We start from the raw sequence: 22,432 nt of genomic DNA, 5'->3' as shown, positions 1-22,432 counted from the left end.
CCGTCCCCTTTTTGTGTCAGACGCCGGCGGCGCGCTTCCAGAACGCCTGCACCAGCGGCGGCCATCTGCCGACGCAGCCCAGCGCGCGGCCGCGGGCCAGGGTCAGGTGCATTTCGTCGTTGGAGAACAGGCGGTTGATCGCATCAAAGCTGTAGGCGGCGATCTGGTTGTCGCTGCGCCGTTCGCGTGCCCAGCGCTGCAGGCGCTGCGGCGACAGCCGCGGCTGGCCGCGGCGTTCGGCCGACGGCGCCAGCCACTGCTGCAGGGCGGCGACATCGCGCAGGCCCAGGTTCACGCCCTGCCCGGCCAGCGGATGCACCACATGCGCGGCATCACCCAGCGCCAGCACGCGGCCGGCCACGTAGTGACGGGCCAGTTGGCGACGCAGCGGGAAGGCCGCACGCGGTGACGCCAGCCGCAGTTCGCCCAGGCGCGCAGCGAAGGCGCGGGTCAGTTCGCGGTTGAACGCATCTTCGTCCAACGCCAGCACGCGCGCCGCTTCGTCTTCGGGCAGGGTCCAGACGATCGAACTGCGGCGCTCGGCCACCGGCAGCAACGCCAGCGGCCCGGTCGGCAGGAAGCGCTGCCAGGCCGTGGCCTGGTTCGGCAGCTCACTGTCCACGTAGGCCACCACGCCACGCTGGTGGTAGTCATGCCGCTCGACCTCGATCCCGGCCAGCTGGCGCAGGGTCGATTCGGCGCCGTCGGCCGCCACGGCCAGCGCCGCTTCCAGGCGGCGCCCGTCGTCCAGCCGCAGGCGCACGCCGTCCTCGTCCTGCTCCAGCGCTTCCACCCGTGCCGGGCAATGCAGCTGCACGCCCGCCGCCGGCAGCGCCGACCACAGGCGATCCTGCAGCAGGCCGTTCTCGACGATGTAGCCCAGCTCACGCCGACCGAAGCGGTCAGCGTCGAACAACAGATCCTCGCCACCGGCCGCATCCCATACCTGCATGCGCCGGTAGGGCCACGCGCGGGCCTGCGCGATGGCCGGCCATACACCCAGGCGGTTCAACAACTGTACGTTGTCGGCGGCGAAGGCGAACACCCGCAGGTCCGGCTGCGCGGCCTGCCACGGTGCCGGTTCACGGCCCTCCACCAGCGCAACCGACAGACCGGCATCGGCCAGCGCCAGCGCACAGGCGGCACCGACCACGCCGCCGCCGACAATGGCCACGTCCAGGCGCGTGCGCCGGCTCATGCGGCTTCTCCACGGCACAGGCGCGGCACTTCACCACGGAAGCCCATCGCACCACCGACCAGCATCGACTGCACCGAGGCGCGTTGTGCGGCCACCAGGCCAAGGCTGCGCAGCGGCCGCATCAGCGGTGCCGGATTGCTGGTCAGGCGTGCCAGGCCACCCGAGAACGCCACCGTCTGCCGGCGGTCTTCCTCGCGGCGCGCGACATAGGCCTGCAGCAGCGCATCGCTGCCGGCATCCTCATGCGCATCCTCCAGCAGCTCGGCCAGGGTCAGCGCATCGCGCAGGCCCAGGTTGAAGCCCTGCGCACCCAGCGGATGGATGGTCTGCGCGGCATTGCCCAGCAGCACCGTGCGTTCACCGGCCAGCGCGCGCGCCAGCACCTGGATGAGCGGGTACGCGCTGCGCGGACCGGATTCGAGCAGGCGGCCGGCACGCCAGCCGATCGCATCCTGCAGCCGCTGCAGCCAGGCCGCGTCGTCCAGCGCCATCACCGCATCGGCCTGGTCGCGCGCCACGCCATGCACGGTGCCGAAGTGGCGGTCGCCGCGCGGCAGCAGGGCGGTCGGGCCGGTATCGGTGAAGCGCTCCCAGGCCATGCCATCCGGCGCGCGCTGGCTGCGCACGCGGGCCACGAACAGGGTCTGCTGGAAATCATGCCGGTCGACCTCGATGCCCAGTGCGCCGCGCACACCGCTGGTCGTGCCATCGGCACCGACCACCAGCCGTGCCAGCAGCACGCGCTCGCCGGCCTCGTCGGCCACCCGCACCTGGCGGTAGCCGTCAACCACCTCGCCCAGGCCCAGGAACCGCATCGGCCGGTAACGGCGCAGCTGCGGCAGCTCCTGCAGGCGCGCTTCCAGCGCCTGGCCGAAGTCACGCGCCACCACCACCTGGCCGAACCACGGCCGGTCGTAGTCGGCCGCCTCCAGCTGCACGCGGCCGAAATCACCGGCGCGGCTGACGTGGATGCGACGGATCGGGCCCGGCGCCATCGCCAGCTTCTGCATGACCCCCAGCGCGGTCAGCGCGTTGACGGTGGCCGCGGCGAAACTGAGGTTGCGCTGGTCGAACACCGCCGGCAGCTCGCCGGCCGGGCTGGCTTCGAGCAGGCCCACATCGCGGCCCAGCCGGTCCAGGGCGATGGCCAGGCTGGCACCGACCAGGCCGCCACCGACGATCAGCACGTCATGTCGTTCACTCATGGTGTTCATGATACGCGCTCGCCCCGCCCGAACACCCAACGCCCCCCGACCTGCGCCAACCGGCGTGGCGGGCTAGAATGAAACCTGAATCCGCTCCGGGCCCGCTGCCATGTCCGCCACCGCCAACCGTGCCTTCGTCCTGTCCGTACTCGTGCTGTTGCTGGCGGCGACCCGGGTCAACCACTTCGCGGCGATCCCCGATGCCTCCTGGGCGGTGTTCTTCATCGGTGGCTTCTACCTGGCCGGCTGGACCCGCTGGGCGTTCCCGCTGCTGATGCTGTTCGCGGTGCTGGTGGACTGGATCGTGATCCGCAGCAGCGGCCTGGATTTCTGGCAGCACTACTGCGTGTCGCCGGGCTACTGGCTGCTGCTGCCGGCCTACTTCTCGCTGTGGGCCGGCGGCATGCTGCTGGGCCGCAACTACCAGGGGGCACGCTGGCCGGTGCTGGCCAAGGGCGCACTGCTGCTGGTGGCCTCGGTGGCGGTCTGCCACCTGCTGGCGCAGGGCGGCTTCTACTGGACCAGCCGCAACGTGGCCGAACCGACGCTGGCCGGCTGGGCACAGAACTACGCACAGTGGTTCGGGCCGTACCTGCGCACCACCGCGATCTACGTGGCGCTCGGCGCCGCCCTGCAGCTGGCCGTGGAGCAGGTACTGAAGCTCCAGCAGGCCCGCCGCGACATCCGCCACTGAGCCGCGCCATGGGTCATCGCCTCTCGCGCATCTACACCCGCACCGGCGACGACGGCAGTACCGGCCTTGGCGACGGCCAGCGCGTGGCCAAGGACGACGCCCGCGTGGCGTCCTACGGTACCGTCGACGAAGCCAATGCCGCGCTCGGCCTGCTGCTGGCCACGGCGCTGCCCGAGGATGTCCGCGCGCTGGTGGTGCATCTGCAGCACCAGCTGTTCGACCTGGGCGCCGAACTGTGCATCCCCGGCCACGCCGCGATCCACGCCGCCGATGTCTCGGCGCTGGAACAGCAGCTGGACCACTACAACGCCAGCCTGCCGATGTTGAAGGAATTCATCCTGCCGGCCGGGGGCGAGGCCGCCGCACGCTGCCACCTGGCCCGCACCATCGTCCGCCGCGCCGAGCGCGAGACGGTCACCCTGGCCCGCCACGAGGCCGTGCGCAGCGAGGCGCTGCAGTACCTCAACCGGCTGTCGGACCTGCTGTTCGTGCTGGCCCGGGTGCTGGCCCGTGCCGATGGCCACGGCGAAGCGCTGTGGCAGCCACAGCAGCGCCAGCGCTGAGTCGGCACGATGCTGGTCTTCACCCATCCGTCCTGCCTGCTGCATGACCCCGGCCCCGGCCATCCGGAGTGCCCGCAGCGCCTGCAACATGTGCTGGATGCCCTGCACGCCGCATTCCCCGGCCAGCTGGACTGGCGCGAGGCGCCGCCGGCCAAGTTCGGCGAACTGACCCGGGTCCACGACAGTGCCCTGCTCGACTTCGTGCTGCAGCCGCAGACCGTGCCGCTGCGCCAGCTGGACATGGACACCTGGACCTCGCCCGGCTCGGCCAGTGCCGCCGTGCATGCCGCCGGCGCCGGCGTGGCGGCGGTAGATGCGGTGATGCTGGGCGAAGACCCGCTGGCGTTCTGCGCGGTGCGGCCGCCGGGCCACCACGCCACCAGCAGCACCGCGATGGGCTTCTGCCTGCTCAACAACATCGCCATCGCCGCCGCCTACGCCCGTGACCGTCATGGGCTGGAGCGCATCGCGGTGGTCGATTTCGATGTCCACCATGGCAACGGCACCCAGGACATCTTCCAGCACGACGCCCGGGTCTCGTACTACAGCACCCACCAGGCCGGGCTGTTCCCCAACTCGGGCCTGCGCCGCGACCGCGGTGCCGGCAACCTGATGAACATCCTGCTGCCACCCGGCAGTGGCGGTTTCCGCTTCCGTAATGTGTGGGCCGACGAGATGCTGCCGGCCATCGACGACTTCCGGCCGCAGCTGCTGCTGATCTCGGCCGGCTTCGATGCCCACCTGCGCGACCCGCAGGCCGACCTGATGCTGGAAACCGACGATTTCGCCTGGATCACCCGCGAACTGCATGCGCTGGCGCGCCGCCATGCGGCCGGCCGGGTGGTCTCGATGCTGGAAGGCGGCTATGACCTGCAGGCCCTTGCCGAGTGCAGCGTGGCCCATGTCCGGGCCCTGATGACGGCCCCTCCAGGCAACGTCTCCGGATGAACCCGAACCGGCAGGATCCGACGCCCTTCATTGCCCCTATGCAAGGGATGGGGCAAGCTACCGTCCGTTTTCGCCCGAATCCGAACCGCGTGCGCCGAGCCCTCCGCCTGCTTCCCCTGCCTCTGAGCATCGCCATCTGCCTGCCGGCAATGGCCGATGAAAAGCCGCTCAACTGGGGCCTGTGCCCGGCTACCGACGTGATTCCCGCGTTCACCGATGCCCCTGTTCCGGTCCCGGGGCAGGACAAGGCCGCCGCCAGCGCCGCGCGCGAGCAGCAGCCGACCGACATCGAGGGCGACCAGCTGCTGGGCACCACCACCGTGCCGCAGTACGAAGGCAACGTGGCCCTGCGCCGCGGCGACCAGTTCGTCGGCACCGACAAGCTCAGCTTCGATACCGAGACCGGCAACTACATCGCCGACGGCAATGTCCGCTACCAGGACTCCTCGATCCGCATGGTCGCCAAGCGCGCCGAGGGCAACCAGGAAAGCGACACCCACAAGATCACCGACATCAAGTACCAGTTGGTGTCGCGCCGCGGCAACGGCGATGCCGAATCGGTCGACCTGCAGGGCGCGGTCGGCCAGATGCACCGCTCCACCTACACCACCTGCGACCCGTCGCAGCCGGTGTGGAAGCTGTCGGCGCCGCAGATCGAAGTGGACAACGACGAAGGCTTCGGTACCGCCCGCAACGCCGTGCTGCGCATCGGCAAGGTGCCGGTGCTGTGGGCGCCGTACTTCAAGTTCCCGATCGACGACCGCCGCAAGACCGGCCTGCTGTTCCCACAGCTGGGCATGTCCGGCCGCAACGGCTTCGACTACACCCAGCCGATCTACCTGAACCTGGCGCCGAACTACGACGACACGCTGATGCCGCGCTACATGAGCCGGCGCGGCCTGATGCTCGACAACGAGTTCCGCTACCTCTACAACGGCGGCCGCGGCGAGCTGCTGACCGCCTACATCCCCAACGACAAGCTGCGCGACCGCGACCGCGGCCGGGTGATGTTCAGCGGTTACCACAACGTGGACAGCCACTGGCAGGCCCGCGCCAACCTGGCCTGGGTCAGCGACGAGCGCTATGTCGAAGACTTCGCCAACCGCCTGGTCGGCGTGACCGCCTCGAACCTGCAGAGCACCGTGGGCCTGTACGGCACCGGCAAGAACTGGACGGCCGGCATCATGGCCGACCGCTGGCAGCTGACCGACTACACGCTCAATGAAAGCGCGCTGCCCTACAACCGCCAGCCGCGCCTGTACTTCAACTGGGACAAGCCGGTCCTGCCGTGGCTGGAAACCGGCATCTACGCCGAAGCCGTGCGCTTCACCCACGACGACATCAACTACAAGTACGACGCCAGTGCCGGCCCGGACCTGCAGTACACGCGCAATGGCCAGACCCTGCGCATGTACGGCGGCTCGCGCCTGGACGTGAAGCCGTATGTGTCGTTCCCGATCAGCGGCGCGGCCTGGTACGTCACCCCGACCCTGGCCTACCGCTACACCGGCTACGACCTGGACCAGGGCCTGGCCGACAGCGTCCGCCGCAACGTGCTGGTTTCGCAGGGCATCGACCCGAACACGGCCACGCCGGAGCAGCTGCGCGGCAACAAATCGCCCAGCCGCAGCCTGCCGATCGGCAGCATCGACGCCGGCCTGTTCTTCGATCGCGAGACCACCATCGGTGGCAAGTCGTTCCTGCATACGCTGGAGCCGCGCCTGTTCTACCTGCGCACGCCCTACCGCAACCAGGACGACCTGCCGATCTTCGATACCCGTGACTTCACTTTCAGCTGGGGCCAGCTGTTCCGCGACTCGCGCTATACCGGCGCCGATCGCCAGAACGATGCCAACCAGCTGACCCTGGCACTGGGTACCCGCTTCATAGACCAGACCACCGGCAAGGAACGCTTCTCGGCCTCGATCGGCCAGATCCAGTACTTCGACGAATCGCGGGTGACCGTCACCCCGGGCGGCGCGCCGGTGGAAAAGGGCAAGTCGGCCTGGATCGCCGACGGCAACTACATGATCAACGACCGCTGGACCCTGGGCGCCACCTACCAGTGGGACCCGAAGTACAAGCGCGAGGATCTGGCCAGCGTCCGTGCCCGCTACCTGATGCCCAACGATGGCGTGATCAACCTCAGCTACCGCTACCGCATCAACTCCGGCGCCCCGGCCACCGCCAACAAGCATGACCGGACGCTGCTGGAACAGGCCGACCTGTCGTTCCTGTATCCGCTGAATGCGCGCTGGAGCCTGGTCGGCCGCTACTACTACTCGCTGCAGGACAAGGAACCGCTGGAAATCATCGCCGGCGTCCAGTGGGACAGCTGCTGCCTGGCCGTGCGTGTGGTCGGCCGCCGCTACGTCCGCAACCGCGAAGGCGAGATGAACAACGCCATCCAGCTGGAGTTCGTGCTCAAGGGCCTGAGCTCCCTGGGGCAGGACACGGACCGCACCCTGCGCCGTGCTATCCTCGGCTACAACCGCGACGACCTCTATCTCGTGCCGCCGAGCAACACCGGGGCGACCCGGGATGACTACGATCCGAACCTGATCCCATGACCAAGCGCTTCCCCGTTCTTCTCGCCTCGCTGCTGGCGGTGTCCAGCGTGTCCGCCCCCCTGCAGGTGCTTGCCCAGGAGGCGCAGCCGCTTGACCGCATCGCCGCCGTCGTCGATGAGGACGTGATCCTGCAGAGCGAGCTCCAGCGTGCGATCGCCAACATCAAGGCGCAGTACGCCGGCCGTGAAAACCAGCTGCCGCCGGAAGACGTGCTCAGCCGCCAGGTGCTCGAACGCCTGGTGCTGGTCAAGCTGCAGGTGGCCCGCGCCCAGGGCAGCGGCATCCGTGTCAGCGACCAGGAGCTGAACCAGGCGATGAATTCCATCGCCCAGCAGAATGGTTCGAACCTGGATGCCCTGCGCCAGCGCCTGGCCCATGACGGCATCGACTTCAACGATTTCCGTGCTTCGGTGCGTGACGAGATCACCGTGCAGCGCCTGCGCCAGAGCTTCGCGCAGAGCCGCATCAGCGTCAGCGAGGGTGAAGTCGACGCCGCGCTGAAGCAGCAGGCCACGGTGGGCAACCAGTACCACCTGGCGCACATCCTGATCGCCCTGCCCGACGGCGCCAACGCCGACCAGATCGCCACCGGCCAGAAGAAGGCCGATGGTGTGAAGGCCCTGCTGGACAAGGGCGAGCTGGACTTCAACGCGGCGGCCGTGCGCTATTCGGACAGCCCGAATGCACTGGAAGGCGGCGACCTGGGCTGGCGCAGCCTGGATGAAATCCCGCAGGCCTTCGCCCAGATGATGGAAAAGATGAAGCCGGGCGAAGTGGTCGGCCCGATCCGTGGCCCGAGCGGCTTCCAGTTGCTGAAGCTGGTGGAAGTGCGTGACAGCAGCTCCGCCGCCGCCGGCGAGCACACGGTCACCGAGTTCCACGGCCGCCACATCCTGGTGCGCGTGGACGATCACCAGACCGACGCCGCCGCCAAGGCCAAGATCGACACCCTGCGTGCCCGCATTGCTGGTGGTGCCGAGTTCCAGACCGTTGCCAAGGAGTCCTCCGAGGACAACAACAGCAAGGGCCAGGGCGGTGACCTGGGCTGGTTCCCGGCCGACGCGTTCGGTCCGGCCTTCGGCCAGCAGGTGGAAGGCCTCCAGGACGGTGGCGTCAGCCAGCCGTTCCGCACCGATGCCGGTTGGCACATCGTGCAGCGCGTGGCGACCCGCCAGACCGACGTGACCACCGACAACCAGCGTGCCCAGGTCCGCGAGACCATCGGCCGCCGCAAGCTGGAAGACGAGTACAACCGCTTCCTGCAGGAACTGCGTGGCGAAGCCTACGTCAGCTTCCGCAGTGGCGACCGCGCGGAAAACACCGCCACCCCGCCGCAGTCCTGACCGATGCGCCCCGAGCTCGCTCTGGTACCGGGCGAGCCCGCCGGGATCGGCCCGGAGCTGTGTGTCCGCCTCGTCCAGCAGCCGCGTGAAGATTGCCGGCTGCTGGCCTTCGCCGATCCGGACACCCTGCACGCGGCCGCGGCCGCGCTGAACCTGCCCCTGCAACTGCTGCCCGAGGACGCCGAAGCCCGCGTCCCCGGCGATCTGCGCCTGCGTGCCGTCCGCAACGCCGCGCCCAGCCGCTTCGGCCAGGCCGATCCGGCCAATGCCGGCGCGGTCATCGGTGCCCTGCTCGGCGCCGGCCAGGCCTGCCTGTCCGGCGAACTGCACGGCGTGGTGACCGGCCCGGTGCACAAGGCGGTCATCAACGAAGGCGGCATCGCCTACAGCGGCACCACTGAACTGCTGGCCGACCAGGCCGGGGTAAAGGTGGTGATGATGCTGGCCAACCACATCGTGCGCGTGGCCCTGGCCACCACCCACCTGCCGCTGCGCGAGGTGGCCGATGCGATCACCGCTCCCGGCCTGGAGCACACGCTGCGCACCGTGCATGCCGCACTGCGCCGTGAGTTCGGCCTGGCTGCGCCGCGCATCGCCGTGCTCGGCCTGAACCCGCACGCCGGCGAAGACGGCCACCTGGGCCGCGAAGAACTGGATCTGGTCATCCCGCTGCTGCAGCGCCTGCGCGCGGAGGGCATGGACCTGGTCGGGCCGCTGCCGGCCGATACCGCCTTCCTGCCCGCCAAGCTGGCCGGCTTCGACACCGTGCTGGCGATGTACCACGACCAGGGCCTGCCGGTACTGAAGTATTCCGGCTTCGAACAGGCGGTGAACCTGACCCTGGGCCTGCCCTACCCGCGCGTGGCGGTGGACCATGGCACCGCGCTGGACCTGGCCGGCCGCGGCATCGCCGATCCCTCCAGCCTGCAGGCGGCAACGACGCTGTGTGCGCAGCTTGCGCGGCAACGTACACTGGGCGCATGAATTCCCCGCATTCCCCCTCCGGCCCGGTGTTCACCGCACCGGCCAAGAAGCAGCTTGGCCAGCATTTCCTGGCCGACCGCCACTACATCGACAAGATCGTGATGGCGGTCAATCCGAAAGACGGCGACCGCCTGGTCGAGATCGGCCCCGGCCAGGGCGCGATCACGCTGCCGCTGCTGCGCGTGCACCCGAAGCTGACGGTGATCGAGTTCGACCGCGACCTGATCGCGCCGCTGACCGCCGCCGCCGAGCCGCTGGGCGAGCTGACCATCGTCCATCGCGATGTGCTGCGCGTGGACTTCACCGAACTGGCCGCCGGCCAGCCGATCCGCCTGGTCGGCAACCTGCCCTACAACATCTCCTCGCCGATCCTGTTCCATGCGCTGGAGCATGCTGCGGTCATCCGCGACATGCACTTCATGCTGCAGAAGGAAGTGGTCGACCGCATGGCCGCCGGGCCCGGCAGCAAGGTGTATGGCCGCCTCAGCGTGATGCTGCAGGCCTACTGCCAGGTGACCTCGCTGTTCGTGGTGCCGCCGGGCGCGTTCCGGCCGCCGCCGAAGGTCGATTCGGCCGTGGTGCGGCTGGTGCCGCGTGACCCGGCCTCGATCAACATCAACGACCACAAGCGCTTTGCCGAAGTGGTCAAGGCCGCCTTCGGGCAGCGCCGCAAGACCCTGCGCAATGCCCTGAACAACGTGGTGTCCGCCGAGCAGTTCATCGCCGCCGGCGTGCGTCCCGATGCCCGCGCCGAACAGCTGGACGTGGCCGAATTCATCGCTTTGGCCAATGCCTCCTGATTACACTGCCGGTATGGAAGACGCTGACGTTTATGCCATCTCCGTCGAAGTCGCGCCGCGCTTCCTCGACGATCAATCCGCGCCGGAAGACGGTCGCTTTGCGTTCGCCTACACGATCCGCATCCACAACCAGGGGCGGGTCGCGGCACGCCTGGTCGCACGCCACTGGCGCATCACCGATGCCAATGGCCGTGTCGAGCATGTCGATGGCGACGGGGTGATCGGCGAGCAGCCGCGGCTGCGCCCCGGTGAAGACTTCCGTTACACGTCCGGTGTCATGCTGGGGACCGATCACGGGACCATGCAGGGGCACTACGACATGGTCGCCGACGATGGCACCGAATTTGCCGCGCCGGTCGCACCGTTCGTGCTGGCCGTCCCGCGTACCCTGCACTGACACGGAGGCCGAACGATGAGTGTGTGGGCGATCGGCGACCTGCAGGGCTGCTATGACGTCACCCAGCGATTGCTGGAGAAGATCCGCTTCGACCCGGCGCAGGACACCCTGTGGTTCTGTGGCGACCTGGTCAATCGCGGCGGCCAGTCGCTGGAAACGCTGCGGCTGGTGCATTCGCTGCGCGAGCACAGCGTGGTGGTGCTGGGCAACCATGATCTTTCGCTGCTGGCCGTCGGTGCACGCACCGAAGAGGAACAGCGCAAGGTCAACCCGGACCTGCTGCGCATCGTGCAGGCCGAGGACCGCGACGAACTGCTGGACTGGTTGCGCCTGCAGAAGCTGGTGCACGTGGACCGCGAGCTGGGCTGGATGATGGTGCACGCCGGCCTGGCGCCGAAGTGGACCACGCAGATGGCCGAGAAGCATGCCGCCGAGGTCGAGGTGCAGCTGCACGGCGCCGGCTACCGCAAGCTGTTCCGCAACATGTACGGCGACAAGCCGAGCTGGGCCCCGAACCTGTCCGGCTACGACCGCTCGCGCGCGATCATCAACGTGCTCACCCGCATGCGCTACTGCACCCCGCGGGGGCGCATCGGCATCGAGGACAAGGGCACGCCGGGCACGCAGGAACAGGGGCTGTATCCCTGGTTCGAAGTGCCGGGCCGGGTCGAGCGCGACCTCAAGGTCGTCTGCGGCCACTGGTCGGCGCTGGGCCTGACCATCACCCAGGGCGTGCACGCCATCGACACCGGCGCGGTGTGGGGCGGCAAGCTGACGGCGATCCAGCTCGACACCGACGAGCTGCGCGTGGTGCAGGTGCCGGGCCGCGATGTACCGGCACCGGTGCCCAACGCCCGCCCGCCGGCGCGACCGGCACACGAGCGCCCCGCCGCTGCGGCGCAGGGCAAGGAACAGGGCGGTGGCAACGCCGCTGCTGCCAACCCGGGCAACCGTGGCCCGCGCCGTCGTCGCCGTCGTGGTGGCGGTGGCGGTGGCACGGGTGGCGGCAACAACAACAGCACCCCGCCGCAGGCATGACGCGGCGCGGCTGGGCACCATGGACGGTGCTGCTGCTGACGCTGGCCCTGGCCAGCGGCTGCCAGCCCGGCTCGCCGCCTGCTTCCACCGCTGCGGATAGTGCTGCACATGCGCCGACGCAGCCGCAGGCCCCTTCGCCGCCACTGGTGGCCGCAGCGCGCGCGCAGATCGGCGTCACCACCCGTTACGATCCCGCCTACCAGGTGCTGGCCTATCCCGGCGGCGACGTGCCACTGGATCGCGGCGTGTGCACCGACGTGGTGGTGCGCGCCCTGCGCAGCCAAGGCCTGGACCTGCAGGCACGCGTGCACGAGGACATGCGCGGCAACTTCAGTGCCTATCCGGCGATCTGGGGCCTGTCACGGCCTGACCGCAACATCGATCATCGTCGTGTACCGAACCTGATGCGCTGGTTCGAACGGCAGGGCTGGCAGCAACCGATCACCGCCCTCGCCACCGACTATGCGGCCGGTGACATCGTTGCCTGGAAGCTCAACGGCAACGGCCTGCTGCACGTGGGCATCGTCTCCGACCGGCAGCTGGCCGATGGCACGCCGCTGGTGCTGCACAACATCGCGCGCGGCACCCGCGAAGAGAACCTGCTGTTCCAGCACGCGATCATCGGGCATTACCGGATGCCGTAGGCAATCCTGTAGCGCCGAGCCATGCTCGGCTATGGGATGTGTCCGCGGAAAGCCGCCGAGCATGGCTCGGCTCTACAGGTGCGTTGCGATCAGCGGCGCACGTAGTGCACGAAGCGGAACGCGTACGCATGGCGTTCGTCGGCCGGGTGCGGCTCGCTGCTCACTTCCTGCCAGTCCTGCGCATCCACTTCGGGGAAATGCGTGTCAGCGGGGACTTCGGCATCGACCCAGGTCAGGTACAGATCGCTGGCCTGGTCGAGCAGCTGGCGGAAGATCTCGCCGCCGCCGATGATGCACAGCTCGCTGGCGCCCTCGCCTTCGGCAATCGCCTTCGCCTCGTCCAGCGACGCCACCGCGCGCATGCCCTCGAACGGCACCTGGCCGCTGCGGGTCAGCACCAGGTTGGTCCGCCCCGGCAGCACGCGGCCGATCGATTCGGCGGTCTTGCGCCCCATCAGGATCGGCTTGCCGAGGGTCAGCGCCTTGAAGTGCTTGAAGTCGTCCGGCAGGTGCCAGGGCATGGCATTGCCCTGGCCGATGCCGCGGTTGCGGTCCAGCGCCACGATCATCGAGAGCTTCATTGCGCTCACACCGCCACCGGCGCCTTGATGGCCGGGTGCGGGTCGTAGCCGTCGATGCGGATGTCGTCGAACTGGAAGCCGAACAGGTCGGTCACCTCCGGGTTCAACCACAGCTTCGGCAGCGCGCGCGGCTCACGCGACAACTGCTCGCGGGCCTGCTCGAAGTGGTTCGAGTACAGGTGCGCGTCACCCAGCGTATGCACGAAGTCGCCCACGCCCAGCCCGGTGGCCTGCGCCACCATGTGGGTCAGCAGCGCGTAGCTGGCGATGTTGAACGGCACGCCGAGGAAGATGTCGCCGCTGCGCTGGTAGAGCTGGCAGCTGAGCTTGCCGTCCACCACGTAGAACTGGAACAGGTTGTGGCACGGCATCAGCGCCATCTGCGAAAGCTCGCCCACGTTCCAGGCGCTGACCACCAGCCGGCGCGAATCGGGGTTGCGCCTGATCTCGTCCACCAGCCACTGCATCTGGTCGATCTCGCCGCCGTCGGCGGTGGCCCAGCTGCGCCACTGCTTGCCGTAGACCGGGCCGAGGTCGCCGTTCTCGTCGGCCCACTCGTCCCAGATCCGAACCTGGTTGTCCTTCAGGTAGCCGATGTTGGTGTCGCCCTTCAGGAACCACAGCAGCTCGTGGATGATCGAGCGCAGGTGCAGCTTCTTGGTGGTGACCAGCGGGAAGCCTTCGTTGAGGTCGAAGCGCATCTGCCAGCCGAACACGCTGCGGGTGCCGGTACCGGTGCGATCGCTCTTCTCCGCACCGTGTTCCAGCACGTGCGAGAGCAGGTCCAGGTAGGGCTTCATGCCTTGCCCTCGGCAGCCACCGGCAGCTGCGGCTGCAGTACCGGCGCACGACGCGACATCACCAGCAGCACCAGGCCGAAGGCGATCAGCGGCAGGCTGAGGATCTGGCCACGGGTCAGCCAGTCGAAGGCCACGTAGACGCCGTTGTCGGGCATGCGCACGAACTCGACGGCGAAGCGGAACAGGCCGTACATCAGCGCGAACAGGCCACCGACCAGATAGCGATGACGCGGCTTGGCCGACACCGTCCACAGCACCACGAACATCACCAGGCCTTCCAGGAACGCTTCATACAGCTGGGAGGGATGGCGGGCGAACTGATTCAGCGCGCCGGTCGCGAACTGCGCCTGCAGCGTTGCGTGGTCGAGCTGGTTCAGCGGGGCCGGCAGGCCGGACGGGAACACCACGCCCCAGGTACCGTCGGTGTACTTGCCCCACAGCTCGGCACCGATGAAGTTGCCGATACGGCCGAAGCCCAGGCCCAGCGGCACCAGCGGCGCCATGAAATCCATGGTGTCGAAGAAATGCAGCTTGTGCTTGCGCGACCACCACCAACAGGCGGCGATCACGCCCAGCAGGCCGCCGTGGAAGCTCATGCCGCCGTCCCATACCTTGAACAGCAGCAGCGGGTTGTGCAGGAAATCGCCCAGCGCGTAGAACAGCATGTAGCCGATGCGCCCGCCCAGCACCACGCCGAGCATGGCGTAGAACAGCAGGTCGGAGAAGCCGTTGGCATCGACGCCCGGCAGGCGCCCGTCGGCGATGCGCTTGCGGCCCAGCAGCCAGGCCGCAGTGAAGCCGAGCAGGTACATGATGCCGTACCAATGCACCTTGATCGGCCCCAGCGAGAGGGCGATGGGGTCGATGTCGTGGAAATAGATCATGGAAGGTGCCTTGCGGTTGAACGCCTATTCTCGGGCCAGTGCGGCCCCGGCTCAACCAAGGAGCTGGGGCGTGTTGGGCAGGCCGTCATCGTCCGACCGCATCGAGGCCGGAAAGTGCCCCTCCACCAGGGTCGAGACCTCTTCGATGGCCCCACGCAGCGCCTCGACCGGGTTCGGCCCGCGCAGCCCCTCGCGCAGGTGGGTGCAGACCCGCTGCCACTGCGCCTGGCTGACCCGGCCGTGCAGGCCACGGTCGGCGACGATCTCGATCGCGTGATCGGCCAGCAGCAGGTAGATCAGTACACCGTTGTTGTGGGTGGTATCCCAGGTGCGCAGGCGCGCGAAGGCATGCTCGGCGGCCTGGCGCGGGGTCACCCTGTGCCACAGCGCACCCAGCGGCAGGTCCGCTTCCACTGCGAACATCACCTGCCCGCCATGGCGCTGCTCACCGGCCGCGATGGCCTCGGTGATCGCCTGCAGCGTGGCGGGTGGGAACGCGCGCCGCACCGATGGCGAAAACACGTGGCGACACAGACGTTGGATCATCACCAGCCTCCCGAAGCACCGCCGCCGCCGGAACGGCCACCACCGCCGCCCCAGCCACCACCACCGAATCCACCGCCGCCGCCGAAACCGCCTCCCCCGCCCCAGCTGCCGCCGCCCCAGCCGCCGCCACCGGCGAAACGGCCCGGGTGGCCAGAGAGCATCGCCACGATCAGGCCGACGATGCCGGCCAGGCCACTGGCCAGCAGCGTGGAGGTGAACAGGAACGCCGCCAGCGCCGCACCCGCACCGCCGAGCAGGCCGCGCAGCGGACGTGGCACGCGCGAGAACACGCCGCGCAGGATGCTGCCGGCGAACACGCCGATGAACAGCGCCAGGAACCAGGTATCGCCACCACCGCCGGGTTCCCGCCCGCGATGGCCGCTGACCGGTGCCGGCAGCGTTTCGCCGTCGATCAGCTTGACCAGCACCGCCGTGGCATCGGTGATGCCGCCGGCGTAGTCGCCACTGCGGAAACGCGGCACCAGGTATTCCTGGATGACCCGGTTGGCGATGGCATCGGGGATGGCGCCTTCAAGACCATAGCCCGGCTCGATGCGCACGCGCCGGTCATCCTTGGCCACCACCAGCAGCACGCCGTCATCCACGCCCTTGCGGCCGATCTGCCATTGGTCGAAGACCCGCGTGGTGTACTGCGCGATGTCCTCCGGCTGGGTGGTCGGCACCACCAGCACCTGCAGCTGGCTGCCCTTGCGCTGCTGCAGGTCAGTCGCCTGCTGCACCAGCGCCTGCTTCTGCGTGGCGTCCAGCGTGCCGGTGGTGTCGACCACCGGCGAATCCAGCGCCGGAATCGGCGCCAGCTGCTGCGCCTGCGACGCCAGCGGCAGCCACAGCAGCAGGGCCAGCAGCGCAGTGGCCAGGCGCATCGGTCAGTGGCCCGGCTGCGGTGCCGGCTGCTGCTGCGGCGCGTTGCCGAAATCGACCGCCGGCGCATTGGAGATCTGCGCTTCGTTGTCCACGGTGAAGTTCGGCTTGGTCTTGTAACCGAAGATCTTGGCGGTGATCACCTGCGGGAACGAGCGGATGTAGGTGTTGTAGTCCTGCACCTGCTGGATGTAGCGGCCGCGCGCGACGGTGACGCGGTTCTCGGTGCCTTCCAGCTGCGCCTGCAGGTCGCGGAAGTTCTGGTCGGACTTCAGCTGCGGATAGTTCTCGCTGACCACCAGCAGCCGCGACAGCGCGCTGCCGAGTTCACCCTGGGCCTGCTGGAACTGCTTGAGCGAGGCTTCGTCGTCGGCGTTGACGTTGATCTGGCCGACACGCGAACGGGCATTGGTGACTTCGGTCAGCACGCGCTCTTCCTGGCTGGCGAAGCCCTTCACGGTCTGCACCAGGTTGGGCACCAGGTCGGCGCGGCGCTTGTACTGGTTGATGACCTCCGACCAGCTGGCCTTGACCGCTTCATCCTTCTGCTGGATGGCGTTGTAGCCGCAGCCGGACAGCAGGGAGGCCAACAGCATCAGGGGCAGGACGCGGGTGAACAGGCGCATGGCGGAGGTTCCGGGTGGGCTTGGCGCCGAGCATGCCATGGTTCGGGTGAAAGACCGGCCATCGGGCGCCGCCCCCTCCGCGGTGGCCATGCCCACGAATCGCCTGAGTAGTCCGGGCGGGTGGGCATGGCGGGGGACGCCGTGAATCCGTCCCTGGAGGCTTAGCCGCGCCATCCATGGCGCGGATACCCCCGCCACGCCCACCCGCCCGGCCTCATACGGTTTCCTGCGCACCGCGGGAAGATCAAAAGAAAAAATCAAAAGCAAAAGCCGGTTCTTCAGGCATTCGTGTCGACCAAGGTCGACACCTACCGGAGCAGGACGCCGTTCCGGCAGACCGCGGGAAACTGTCGAAGGCGGGGTGGGTCAGTTTGCGGGGGCGTGAGCGCCATGGATGGCGCGACCGAGCCTACACGGACGTACTTGCGGCGTCCCCCGCAAACTGACCCACCCCGCCATCCCACGGAATGCACGCTCTTGCTGTTGCAGTGGCCTCGGCGGGTGCAGGGCTGCAAGCCCTGCCGGAAACCCTCCCCCCTCAGCAGGCTTCAGCCACCGCAGTGCGAGGACGCCCCAGCCACGCCAGCAGCAACCCGGACGCCGCCAGCAGGCCACCGGCCACCGGAATCGCGGCGTAGCCCAGGCCCGAGCTGATCACCGCACCGCCCAGCGCCGCACCCACGGCATTGCCCAGGTTGAACGCACCGACGTTGATCGACGACGCCAGGCCCGGCGCCTCGCTGGCCGCCTGCATCACCCGGATCTGCAGCGGCGGTACGAGGGCGAAGGTCGCCGCGCCGAACAGCAGTACACCGAGCGCCGCGGTGGCGTGGCTCATGAAGGCCAACGGCAGCACGAACATCAGCACCGCCAGGACGGCCAGCAGGATCCGTGTGGCGCCATCCAGCGACCAGTCGGCCATGCGCCCACCGATGCCGTTGCCGAGGGTGAAGCCGATACCGATCAGTGCCAGCGACATCGCGATGAAGCCGTTGGAGGCACCGGTCAGTTCGGTCAGCACCGGCGCTACGTAGGTGTAAAGGGTGAACATGGCACCGGCGCCGAGCACGGTGGTGGCCATCGCCAGCAGCACCGGCGGTTGCAGGATCGCCTTCAGTTCGCGGCGCACGTCCGGGCGCGGCCCCGGTGCGGACGCCGGCAGCGCAAAGCCCAGCGCGGTGATCGCGACCAGGCCCAGCGCCGCCGTACCGGCGAAGGACAGGCGCCAGCCGAGCTGCTGGCCCACCCAGGTGGCCAGCGGTACACCGCCGATGTTGGCGATGGTCAGGCCCATGAACATGGTGGCCACGGCTGCGGCCTGCTTTTCCTTCGGCACCAGGCTGGCGGCGACCACCGCACCGATGCCGAAGAAGGCACCGTGGTTGAGGCTGGTGACCAGGCGCGACAACAACAGCAGCCCGTAGTTCGGGGCCAGCGCCGACAGCAGGTTGCCGACCACGAAGATCGACATCAGCAGCATCAGCGCGGTGCGCTTGCCGAAACGGCCCATCAGCAGGGTCATCACCGGTGCGCCCAGCATCACGCCCACGGCGTAGGCAGTGATCAGCATGCCGGCGGTGGGAATGCCGACACCCACGCCGTCGGCGATGACCGGCAGCAGGCCCATCGGGGCAAACTCGGTGGTACCGATGGCGAAGGCGCCGACGGCAAGCGCCAGCAAGGCGGCTCTGGAATTCATGAAGGTTTCCTGGGGGGCGGGAATCGGGAGTGCGTAGCCTGCGCGCTTTGCCACACCGGATTAAGCCTCGCCCCGGGAAAACACTGTTGATCCTGGTTCACAAGTGGAGGCCGGAACCCCGCTACAAGTGCAAAAACCGCAGTGCCGTTGTAGAACCGGGCCCCACAACGCAGAACCCCCGGCCAGGCCGGGGGTTCTGGGTGACACACGTGCCAGTGGCGCGCTTACCAGTTGCCGGCGCCCGGCACGTTGTGTTCGCGGGCGCGGCGGCGCATCAGCAGGTTCAGCCACTCCACCAGCACCGAGAAGCCCATCGCGGCGTAGATGTAGGGCTTGGGCACGTGCACGTCCAGGCCGTCCAGGATCAGCACCGCACCGATCATCAGGATGAAGGCCAGGGCCAGCATCTTCACGGTCGGGTTGGCGTCGATGAAGCGGCCCAGCGGGTTGGCGGCCAGCAGCATCACCAGCACCGACAGCAGGATGGCGGCGACCATCACCGGGATGTGGTCGGCGATGCCGACGGCGGTGATCACCGAGTCCAGCGAGAACACGATGTCGATCACCGCGATCTGCGCGATCACGTAGCCGAACACGGCCGAGGCCTTGGTGGTGCTGGGATCTTCGTCCTCGCCACCGCTGATCAGTTCCTTGATCTCCATGCAGCCCTTGATGATCAGGAACAGGCCACCGACGATCAGCACCAGGTCGCGGATCGAAATGCCCATGCCGGCCACGGTGAACAGGTTGGCCGCCATGTGCGCCAGGTAAGCCAGCGACACCAGCAGGCCGATGCGGGTGATGCAGGCCACCGCGATGCCGAGCTTGCGTGCGAACGGGCGACGCTCTTCCGGCAGCTTGCTGACCGCGATGGAAATGAACACCAGGTTGTCGATGCCGAGCACGATTTCCAGCGCACTGAGGGTGAACAGGGTCACCCAGGCATTGGGGTCGGCGAGGAACTCAAAGGACATGGAAACTCTTCAAGGCAGTGGGGGAATGGGGTTTCAGCCGTAGTTGCCGGCCAGCGCGTGCGGAACCACGACCAGCGCCCAGCACAGCAGCACGTTCATCATCAGCACGAACACCGCCGCCGAGCCCATGTCCTTGGCGCGGCCGGCCAGCTCGTGGATCTCGCTGCCGTAGCGTTCGATCACCGCTTCGATGGCCGAGTTGGCCAGCTCCATCGCCAGCACCAGCAGCATCGAGCCGATCAGCAGCGCGCGTTCGACCGGGGTCTGGCCCAGCCAGATCGCGACCGGAGTCAGCATCACCAGCAGGTACACCTCCAGCCGGAACGAGGACTCGTGCAGCCAGGCGGCGCGCAGGCCCTGCCAGGACCAGCGGGCGGCCTGGAAGATGCGGCGCGGGCCGCGGGGCATGTGGCCGAACTGATCAGCCACGGGTGGAACATCCAGCAACAGGGGCGCGGCGCAGCGACCGCTCAGACGCACGGCAGGGAATCATGGGTGCACAGGAATAGGCAGATGGCCGCCATTTTGCCACAAGGCCGCCAACCGCACCCCGCACCGGCCCGCTGAACGGCCTGCCAGGGGCAAGCGCCGGGCTGGGCCGTGCTCCTATGATGGAAGCCCCCCTTGCCTGCTGGAGCGCCTGATGTCCCGTCGCCGTACCTGCCTGCTGATGCTGGGCCTGCTGACTGCCGCACCGTTGGCCCAGGCCCTGAGCCCGGCCAAGCCGCCGCAGGTGCCCGAACAGGTATCCAACGTGGCCTGGGCCGGCGACATGGCCCGCTTCGCCAGCGCCGACCAGTCCAACCCGCCGCCGCGCGGTGGCATCGAGTTCATCGGCAGCTCATCGATCCGCTTCTGGGAGAACCTGGCCACCGACTTCCCCGGCCAGCCGGTGTTCAACCGCGGCTTCGGCGGTTCGGAAGTGCGCGACAGCACCTGGTATGCAGACCGCATCGTGGTGCCCTATGCGCCGTGCAAGGTGTTCTTCTACGCCGGTGACAACGACCTCAACAGCGGCCGCAGCGCCGTGCAGGTGCGCGACGACGTGGTCGCCTTCGTGCAGCGCGTGCATCGCGACCTGCCGAAGACGAAGGTGGAGTACCTGTCGATCAAGCCGAGCCCGTCGCGCGCGCACCTGCTGCCGGCGATCAACGAAGCCAACACGCTGATCAAGGCCGCACTGGCCAAGCTGCCCAATACCGGCTTCACCGACATCTACACGCCGATGCTCGGCGCCGATGGACAGCCGGACGCGACGCTGTTCCGCGAGGACATGCTGCACATGACCCCGGCCGGGTATGCGATCTGGACCAGGGCGCTGGCGCCGAAGGTGAAGTGCGATTGAAGCAGGCGTGCGTCGGGCATGGCCCGGCGCTACCGCAACACTATCCACGCATGGCGTGGATCTACTGAATTCATCCACGCATGGCGTGGATCCACTGCGGATCGCGGGGAACTGTCGAAGGCGGGGCGGTGTGGGTGTGCAGGACCGTTGGCGCCATGGATGGCGCCATCGAGCCCCCATGGATGGGTTTACGGCGTGTCCTGCACACCCACGCCGCCCCGCCACTCCTCGGAATGCCCGCTTTTGATATTGATGTTGCCTCGGCGGGTGCCGGGCGCAGCCCGGCCAAAGCCCTCTACCGGAAGATCACCGTCGCTTCGGTGCCCTTGCCCGGCTCGCTGGCCAGGCTGACTTTCCAGCCGAAGCGGTCGCACAGCCGGCGCACGATCGACAGGCCCAGGCCGGTGCCCTGCGGGCGGCTTGGCTCAGCGCGGTAGAACGGCTCGAACGCGCGCGACAGCGCCTCGGCGGACATGCCGATGCCGGTATCGCGCACCACCACCCGGTCATTGAGCACGTGCACGTCGATACGCCCTTCGTCGGTGTAGCTGCAGGCGTTGCGCACCAGGTTGCTGACCACCACCTGCAGCACCCGCGGCGGTGCGTGCAGCTGCACCGGGCCTTCGCTGTGCAGGTGCACAGATACCGGCCGGTTGCCCAGCAGCTCGTTGGCGTTGTCCACCTCGTAGCGGACGATGTCGTTGACGTCGAACAGCTCGATCTGCGGTTCGACGTCGGCCTCGCGGGCCAGGATCAGGAACGCATCGATCACCGCCTCCATGTCACGGCCGGCACGCTGGATGCGCTGCAGGCTGCGGCGCAGGCGCGGCTGCAGGGTTTCATCGCCCAGGGCCATGTCGCTGGCCACGCGGATGACGGTCAACGGCGTGCGCAGCTCGTGGCTGGCATCACGGGTGAAGTTGCGCTCGCGGGCCACATGCGCGCTGACCCGGTTGGCCAGCGAATGCAGCGCGGCCGCCAGCTGCCGGGTCTCGCCCTGCATGTCCGCCGGCAGCTTGTTCGGCTCCAGGTCGGCCGCCTCCGGATGGCCAGGGTCCCAGCGCGAGACGCGCCGCGCCAGCCAGTTCACCGGCGACACAAGGCGCTTGGAGGCCCGGTAGGTGACCCAGCTGGCGCCATACACCGCCAGCAAGGTCAGCAGCACCGGCACGATGCCGAACCAGAAGGCCAGCATCTCCGCGCGCGAACGCAGGAATACCAGGTACAGGCGGCCGGCCGGGCGCACATCGACCAGCACCAGCTGGTCATCCTTGGGCAGTTCGTGGAAACCGGGTTCCAGGTTGCGCAGGTTGGCCGGCAACGACAGCGCAGACTGCCCGCTTTCCAGCAGGTAGCCGCGGATGTTCTGGGTGTTGGGTGGCGGCTGCACCGGCGAGGCCTCGTGCAGCGTCCAGTAATACGCCGCTTCCTCGCGCAGGGCCGCGCCGACCAGGCTGTGCTTGATCACCAGCGAAACCAGCCAGGCACCGAGCAGGATGCCCAGGCTGGCCAGAACTGCCTGCAGGATGAAGGCGATACGGATCTTGCGCGGCAGGCCGTGCGGCATTGCGGGGTCCCGGTCAGAGCGCTGCGATTATAGGCAGCGCACTGCGCCGTAGTCGTGCACGGGCGATGACCGGCGGTAACGCCGGCCGGTCATCCCCTGCTCCGTGCATGGCCGTTGCCCGGCCGGGCCTGCAGCTGCACCGGC

Annotated in this window: 23 protein-coding genes; 11 read left to right on the top strand and 12 right to left on the bottom strand. The window is 68.5% G+C overall.

Translation table 11 applies throughout. The annotated features are described in order from the left end of the window. Window positions 1-16: 16 nt before the first annotated feature. The gene (locus tag AB1281_RS23810) at window positions 17-1,198 is read right to left on the bottom strand and encodes a UbiH/UbiF family hydroxylase (RefSeq protein ID WP_430347215.1); all 1,182 of its coding nucleotides are present in this window, start codon (window positions 1,196-1,198) and stop codon (window positions 17-19) included. Next, entirely contained in the window at window positions 1,195-2,403 is a 1,209-nt protein-coding gene (gene ubiH / locus AB1281_RS23805) for a 2-octaprenyl-6-methoxyphenyl hydroxylase (RefSeq protein WP_430347214.1), read from the bottom strand. The genes AB1281_RS23810 and ubiH overlap by 4 nt, the downstream gene beginning before the upstream one ends. Before the next feature lie 109 nt (window positions 2,404-2,512). Here ubiH and AB1281_RS23800 point away from each other — a divergent pair, with 109 nt between their 5' ends. The 10 genes from AB1281_RS23800 to AB1281_RS23755 all read left to right on the top strand — a co-directional run bounded on the left by AB1281_RS23800 (window position 2,513) and on the right by AB1281_RS23755 (window position 12,384). Next, on the top strand, window positions 2,513-3,097 hold the full coding sequence (locus AB1281_RS23800; protein ID WP_430347213.1) for a hypothetical protein: 585 nt from the start codon (window positions 2,513-2,515) through the stop codon (window positions 3,095-3,097). Window positions 3,098-3,105: 8 nt separating this feature from the next. Then, window positions 3,106-3,660 (top strand): cob(I)yrinic acid a,c-diamide adenosyltransferase, encoded by a 555-nt coding sequence (locus tag AB1281_RS23795; RefSeq protein ID WP_014036041.1) that lies wholly within the window; start codon window positions 3,106-3,108, stop codon window positions 3,658-3,660. 9 nt (window positions 3,661-3,669) lie between these two features. Further along, a complete protein-coding gene (locus AB1281_RS23790) occupies window positions 3,670-4,608 on the top strand; it encodes a histone deacetylase family protein (RefSeq protein WP_430347212.1) in 939 nt (312 codons plus the stop codon). Window positions 4,609-4,697: 89 nt separating this feature from the next. After that, entirely contained in the window at window positions 4,698-7,178 is a 2,481-nt protein-coding gene (lptD, locus tag AB1281_RS23785; protein ID WP_430347211.1) for an LPS-assembly protein LptD, read from the top strand. Beyond that, window positions 7,175-8,521: a peptidylprolyl isomerase gene (locus tag AB1281_RS23780; RefSeq protein ID WP_014036038.1), complete on the top strand. Its 1,347-nt coding sequence runs from the start codon at window positions 7,175-7,177 to the stop codon at window positions 8,519-8,521. The genes lptD and AB1281_RS23780 overlap by 4 nt, the downstream gene beginning before the upstream one ends. Before the next feature lie 3 nt (window positions 8,522-8,524). Continuing rightward, window positions 8,525-9,505 (top strand): 4-hydroxythreonine-4-phosphate dehydrogenase PdxA, encoded by a 981-nt coding sequence (gene pdxA / locus AB1281_RS23775; RefSeq protein ID WP_119007416.1) that lies wholly within the window; start codon window positions 8,525-8,527, stop codon window positions 9,503-9,505. Beyond that, entirely contained in the window at window positions 9,502-10,305 is an 804-nt protein-coding gene (rsmA, locus tag AB1281_RS23770; protein WP_014036036.1) for a 16S rRNA (adenine(1518)-N(6)/adenine(1519)-N(6))-dimethyltransferase RsmA, read from the top strand. The genes pdxA and rsmA overlap by 4 nt, the downstream gene beginning before the upstream one ends. Before the next feature lie 13 nt (window positions 10,306-10,318). Next, window positions 10,319-10,702, top strand: coding sequence for a Co2+/Mg2+ efflux protein ApaG (apaG, locus tag AB1281_RS23765; RefSeq protein WP_008268668.1), 384 nt, complete (start codon window positions 10,319-10,321; stop codon window positions 10,700-10,702). A gap of 15 nt (window positions 10,703-10,717) precedes the next feature. Next, window positions 10,718-11,740 (top strand): symmetrical bis(5'-nucleosyl)-tetraphosphatase, encoded by a 1,023-nt coding sequence (locus AB1281_RS23760; protein WP_422347658.1) that lies wholly within the window; start codon window positions 10,718-10,720, stop codon window positions 11,738-11,740. Beyond that, window positions 11,737-12,384, top strand: a complete 648-nt coding sequence (locus tag AB1281_RS23755; protein ID WP_430347210.1) for a DUF1287 domain-containing protein — start codon at window positions 11,737-11,739, stop codon at window positions 12,382-12,384. The genes AB1281_RS23760 and AB1281_RS23755 overlap by 4 nt, the downstream gene beginning before the upstream one ends. Window positions 12,385-12,473: 89 nt before the next feature. Here AB1281_RS23755 and AB1281_RS23750 read toward each other — a convergent pair whose 3' ends face one another. The 9 genes from AB1281_RS23750 to AB1281_RS23710 all read right to left on the bottom strand — a co-directional run bounded on the left by AB1281_RS23750 (window position 12,474) and on the right by AB1281_RS23710 (window position 19,805). After that, a complete protein-coding gene (locus AB1281_RS23750) occupies window positions 12,474-12,965 on the bottom strand; it encodes a dihydrofolate reductase (RefSeq protein ID WP_197604999.1) in 492 nt (163 codons plus the stop codon). A 5-nt stretch (window positions 12,966-12,970) separates the two neighbouring features. Continuing rightward, entirely contained in the window at window positions 12,971-13,765 is a 795-nt protein-coding gene (locus AB1281_RS23745; protein WP_430347209.1) for a thymidylate synthase, read from the bottom strand. After that, entirely contained in the window at window positions 13,762-14,649 is an 888-nt protein-coding gene (gene lgt / locus AB1281_RS23740; RefSeq protein WP_164119243.1) for a prolipoprotein diacylglyceryl transferase, read from the bottom strand. Before lgt ends, AB1281_RS23745 begins: the two co-directional genes overlap by 4 nt. Window positions 14,650-14,700: 51 nt before the next feature. Next, a complete protein-coding gene (locus tag AB1281_RS23735) occupies window positions 14,701-15,195 on the bottom strand; it encodes a TPM domain-containing protein (protein ID WP_430344811.1) in 495 nt (164 codons plus the stop codon). Continuing rightward, window positions 15,195-16,079, bottom strand: coding sequence for a TPM domain-containing protein (locus AB1281_RS23730; RefSeq protein WP_430344810.1), 885 nt, complete (start codon window positions 16,077-16,079; stop codon window positions 15,195-15,197). Before AB1281_RS23730 ends, AB1281_RS23735 begins: the two co-directional genes overlap by 1 nt. Before the next feature lie 3 nt (window positions 16,080-16,082). Continuing rightward, the gene (locus AB1281_RS23725) at window positions 16,083-16,703 is read right to left on the bottom strand and encodes a LemA family protein (protein ID WP_014036028.1); all 621 of its coding nucleotides are present in this window, start codon (window positions 16,701-16,703) and stop codon (window positions 16,083-16,085) included. A 538-nt stretch (window positions 16,704-17,241) separates the two neighbouring features. Further along, window positions 17,242-18,402 carry an MFS transporter gene (locus AB1281_RS23720; protein WP_430344809.1) on the bottom strand — a complete coding sequence of 387 codons (1,161 nt, stop codon included), beginning with the start codon at window positions 18,400-18,402 and terminating at the stop codon, window positions 17,242-17,244. 224 nt (window positions 18,403-18,626) lie between these two features. After that, window positions 18,627-19,376 carry a TerC family protein gene (locus tag AB1281_RS23715; RefSeq protein ID WP_005408127.1) on the bottom strand — a complete coding sequence of 250 codons (750 nt, stop codon included), beginning with the start codon at window positions 19,374-19,376 and terminating at the stop codon, window positions 18,627-18,629. A gap of 33 nt (window positions 19,377-19,409) precedes the next feature. Then, window positions 19,410-19,805 (bottom strand): diacylglycerol kinase, encoded by a 396-nt coding sequence (locus AB1281_RS23710; RefSeq protein ID WP_049443619.1) that lies wholly within the window; start codon window positions 19,803-19,805, stop codon window positions 19,410-19,412. A gap of 214 nt (window positions 19,806-20,019) precedes the next feature. Here AB1281_RS23710 and AB1281_RS23705 point away from each other — a divergent pair, with 214 nt between their 5' ends. Next, window positions 20,020-20,721 carry an SGNH/GDSL hydrolase family protein gene (locus AB1281_RS23705; RefSeq protein ID WP_430344808.1) on the top strand — a complete coding sequence of 234 codons (702 nt, stop codon included), beginning with the start codon at window positions 20,020-20,022 and terminating at the stop codon, window positions 20,719-20,721. A gap of 295 nt (window positions 20,722-21,016) precedes the next feature. On the opposite strand, the gene AB1281_RS23700 is transcribed toward AB1281_RS23705, so the two are convergent. After that, window positions 21,017-22,288, bottom strand: coding sequence for a sensor histidine kinase (locus tag AB1281_RS23700; RefSeq protein ID WP_164115831.1), 1,272 nt, complete (start codon window positions 22,286-22,288; stop codon window positions 21,017-21,019). Window positions 22,289-22,432 lie beyond the last annotated feature (144 nt).

Origin of the sequence: Stenotrophomonas sp. NRRL B-14846, from assembly GCF_050473585.1 — a bacterium.
Taxonomy (GTDB): domain Bacteria; phylum Pseudomonadota; class Gammaproteobacteria; order Xanthomonadales; family Xanthomonadaceae; genus Stenotrophomonas.
The sequence above is the reverse complement of the archived record's forward strand: the minus strand, read 5'-3'. Positions and strand labels throughout refer to the sequence as shown.

Bases quoted from the DNA above. Each gene is read 5' to 3' on its own strand.
- AB1281_RS23810 (WP_430347215.1), bottom strand. From the start codon at position 1,198: ATGAGCCGGCGCACGCGCCTGGACGTGGCCATTGTCGGCGGCGGCGTG.
- ubiH (WP_430347214.1), bottom strand. From the start codon at position 2,403: ATGAGTGAACGACATGACGTGCTGATCGTCGGTGGCGGCCTGGTCGGT.
- AB1281_RS23800 (WP_430347213.1), top strand. From the start codon at position 2,513: ATGTCCGCCACCGCCAACCGTGCCTTCGTCCTGTCCGTACTCGTGCTG.
- AB1281_RS23795 (WP_014036041.1), top strand. From the start codon at position 3,106: ATGGGTCATCGCCTCTCGCGCATCTACACCCGCACCGGCGACGACGGC.
- AB1281_RS23790 (WP_430347212.1), top strand. From the start codon at position 3,670: ATGCTGGTCTTCACCCATCCGTCCTGCCTGCTGCATGACCCCGGCCCC.
- AB1281_RS23780 (WP_014036038.1), top strand. From the start codon at position 7,175: ATGACCAAGCGCTTCCCCGTTCTTCTCGCCTCGCTGCTGGCGGTGTCC.
- pdxA (WP_119007416.1), top strand. From the start codon at position 8,525: ATGCGCCCCGAGCTCGCTCTGGTACCGGGCGAGCCCGCCGGGATCGGC.
- rsmA (WP_014036036.1), top strand. From the start codon at position 9,502: ATGAATTCCCCGCATTCCCCCTCCGGCCCGGTGTTCACCGCACCGGCC.
- apaG (WP_008268668.1), top strand. From the start codon at position 10,319: ATGGAAGACGCTGACGTTTATGCCATCTCCGTCGAAGTCGCGCCGCGC.
- AB1281_RS23760 (WP_422347658.1), top strand. From the start codon at position 10,718: ATGAGTGTGTGGGCGATCGGCGACCTGCAGGGCTGCTATGACGTCACC.
- AB1281_RS23755 (WP_430347210.1), top strand. From the start codon at position 11,737: ATGACGCGGCGCGGCTGGGCACCATGGACGGTGCTGCTGCTGACGCTG.
- AB1281_RS23750 (WP_197604999.1), bottom strand. From the start codon at position 12,965: ATGAAGCTCTCGATGATCGTGGCGCTGGACCGCAACCGCGGCATCGGC.
- AB1281_RS23745 (WP_430347209.1), bottom strand. From the start codon at position 13,765: ATGAAGCCCTACCTGGACCTGCTCTCGCACGTGCTGGAACACGGTGCG.
- lgt (WP_164119243.1), bottom strand. From the start codon at position 14,649: ATGATCTATTTCCACGACATCGACCCCATCGCCCTCTCGCTGGGGCCG.
- AB1281_RS23735 (WP_430344811.1), bottom strand. From the start codon at position 15,195: ATGATCCAACGTCTGTGTCGCCACGTGTTTTCGCCATCGGTGCGGCGC.
- AB1281_RS23730 (WP_430344810.1), bottom strand. From the start codon at position 16,079: ATGCGCCTGGCCACTGCGCTGCTGGCCCTGCTGCTGTGGCTGCCGCTG.
- AB1281_RS23725 (WP_014036028.1), bottom strand. From the start codon at position 16,703: ATGCGCCTGTTCACCCGCGTCCTGCCCCTGATGCTGTTGGCCTCCCTG.
- AB1281_RS23720 (WP_430344809.1), bottom strand. From the start codon at position 18,402: ATGAATTCCAGAGCCGCCTTGCTGGCGCTTGCCGTCGGCGCCTTCGCC.
- AB1281_RS23715 (WP_005408127.1), bottom strand. From the start codon at position 19,376: ATGTCCTTTGAGTTCCTCGCCGACCCCAATGCCTGGGTGACCCTGTTC.
- AB1281_RS23705 (WP_430344808.1), top strand. From the start codon at position 20,020: ATGTCCCGTCGCCGTACCTGCCTGCTGATGCTGGGCCTGCTGACTGCC.
- AB1281_RS23700 (WP_164115831.1), bottom strand. From the start codon at position 22,288: ATGCCGCACGGCCTGCCGCGCAAGATCCGTATCGCCTTCATCCTGCAG.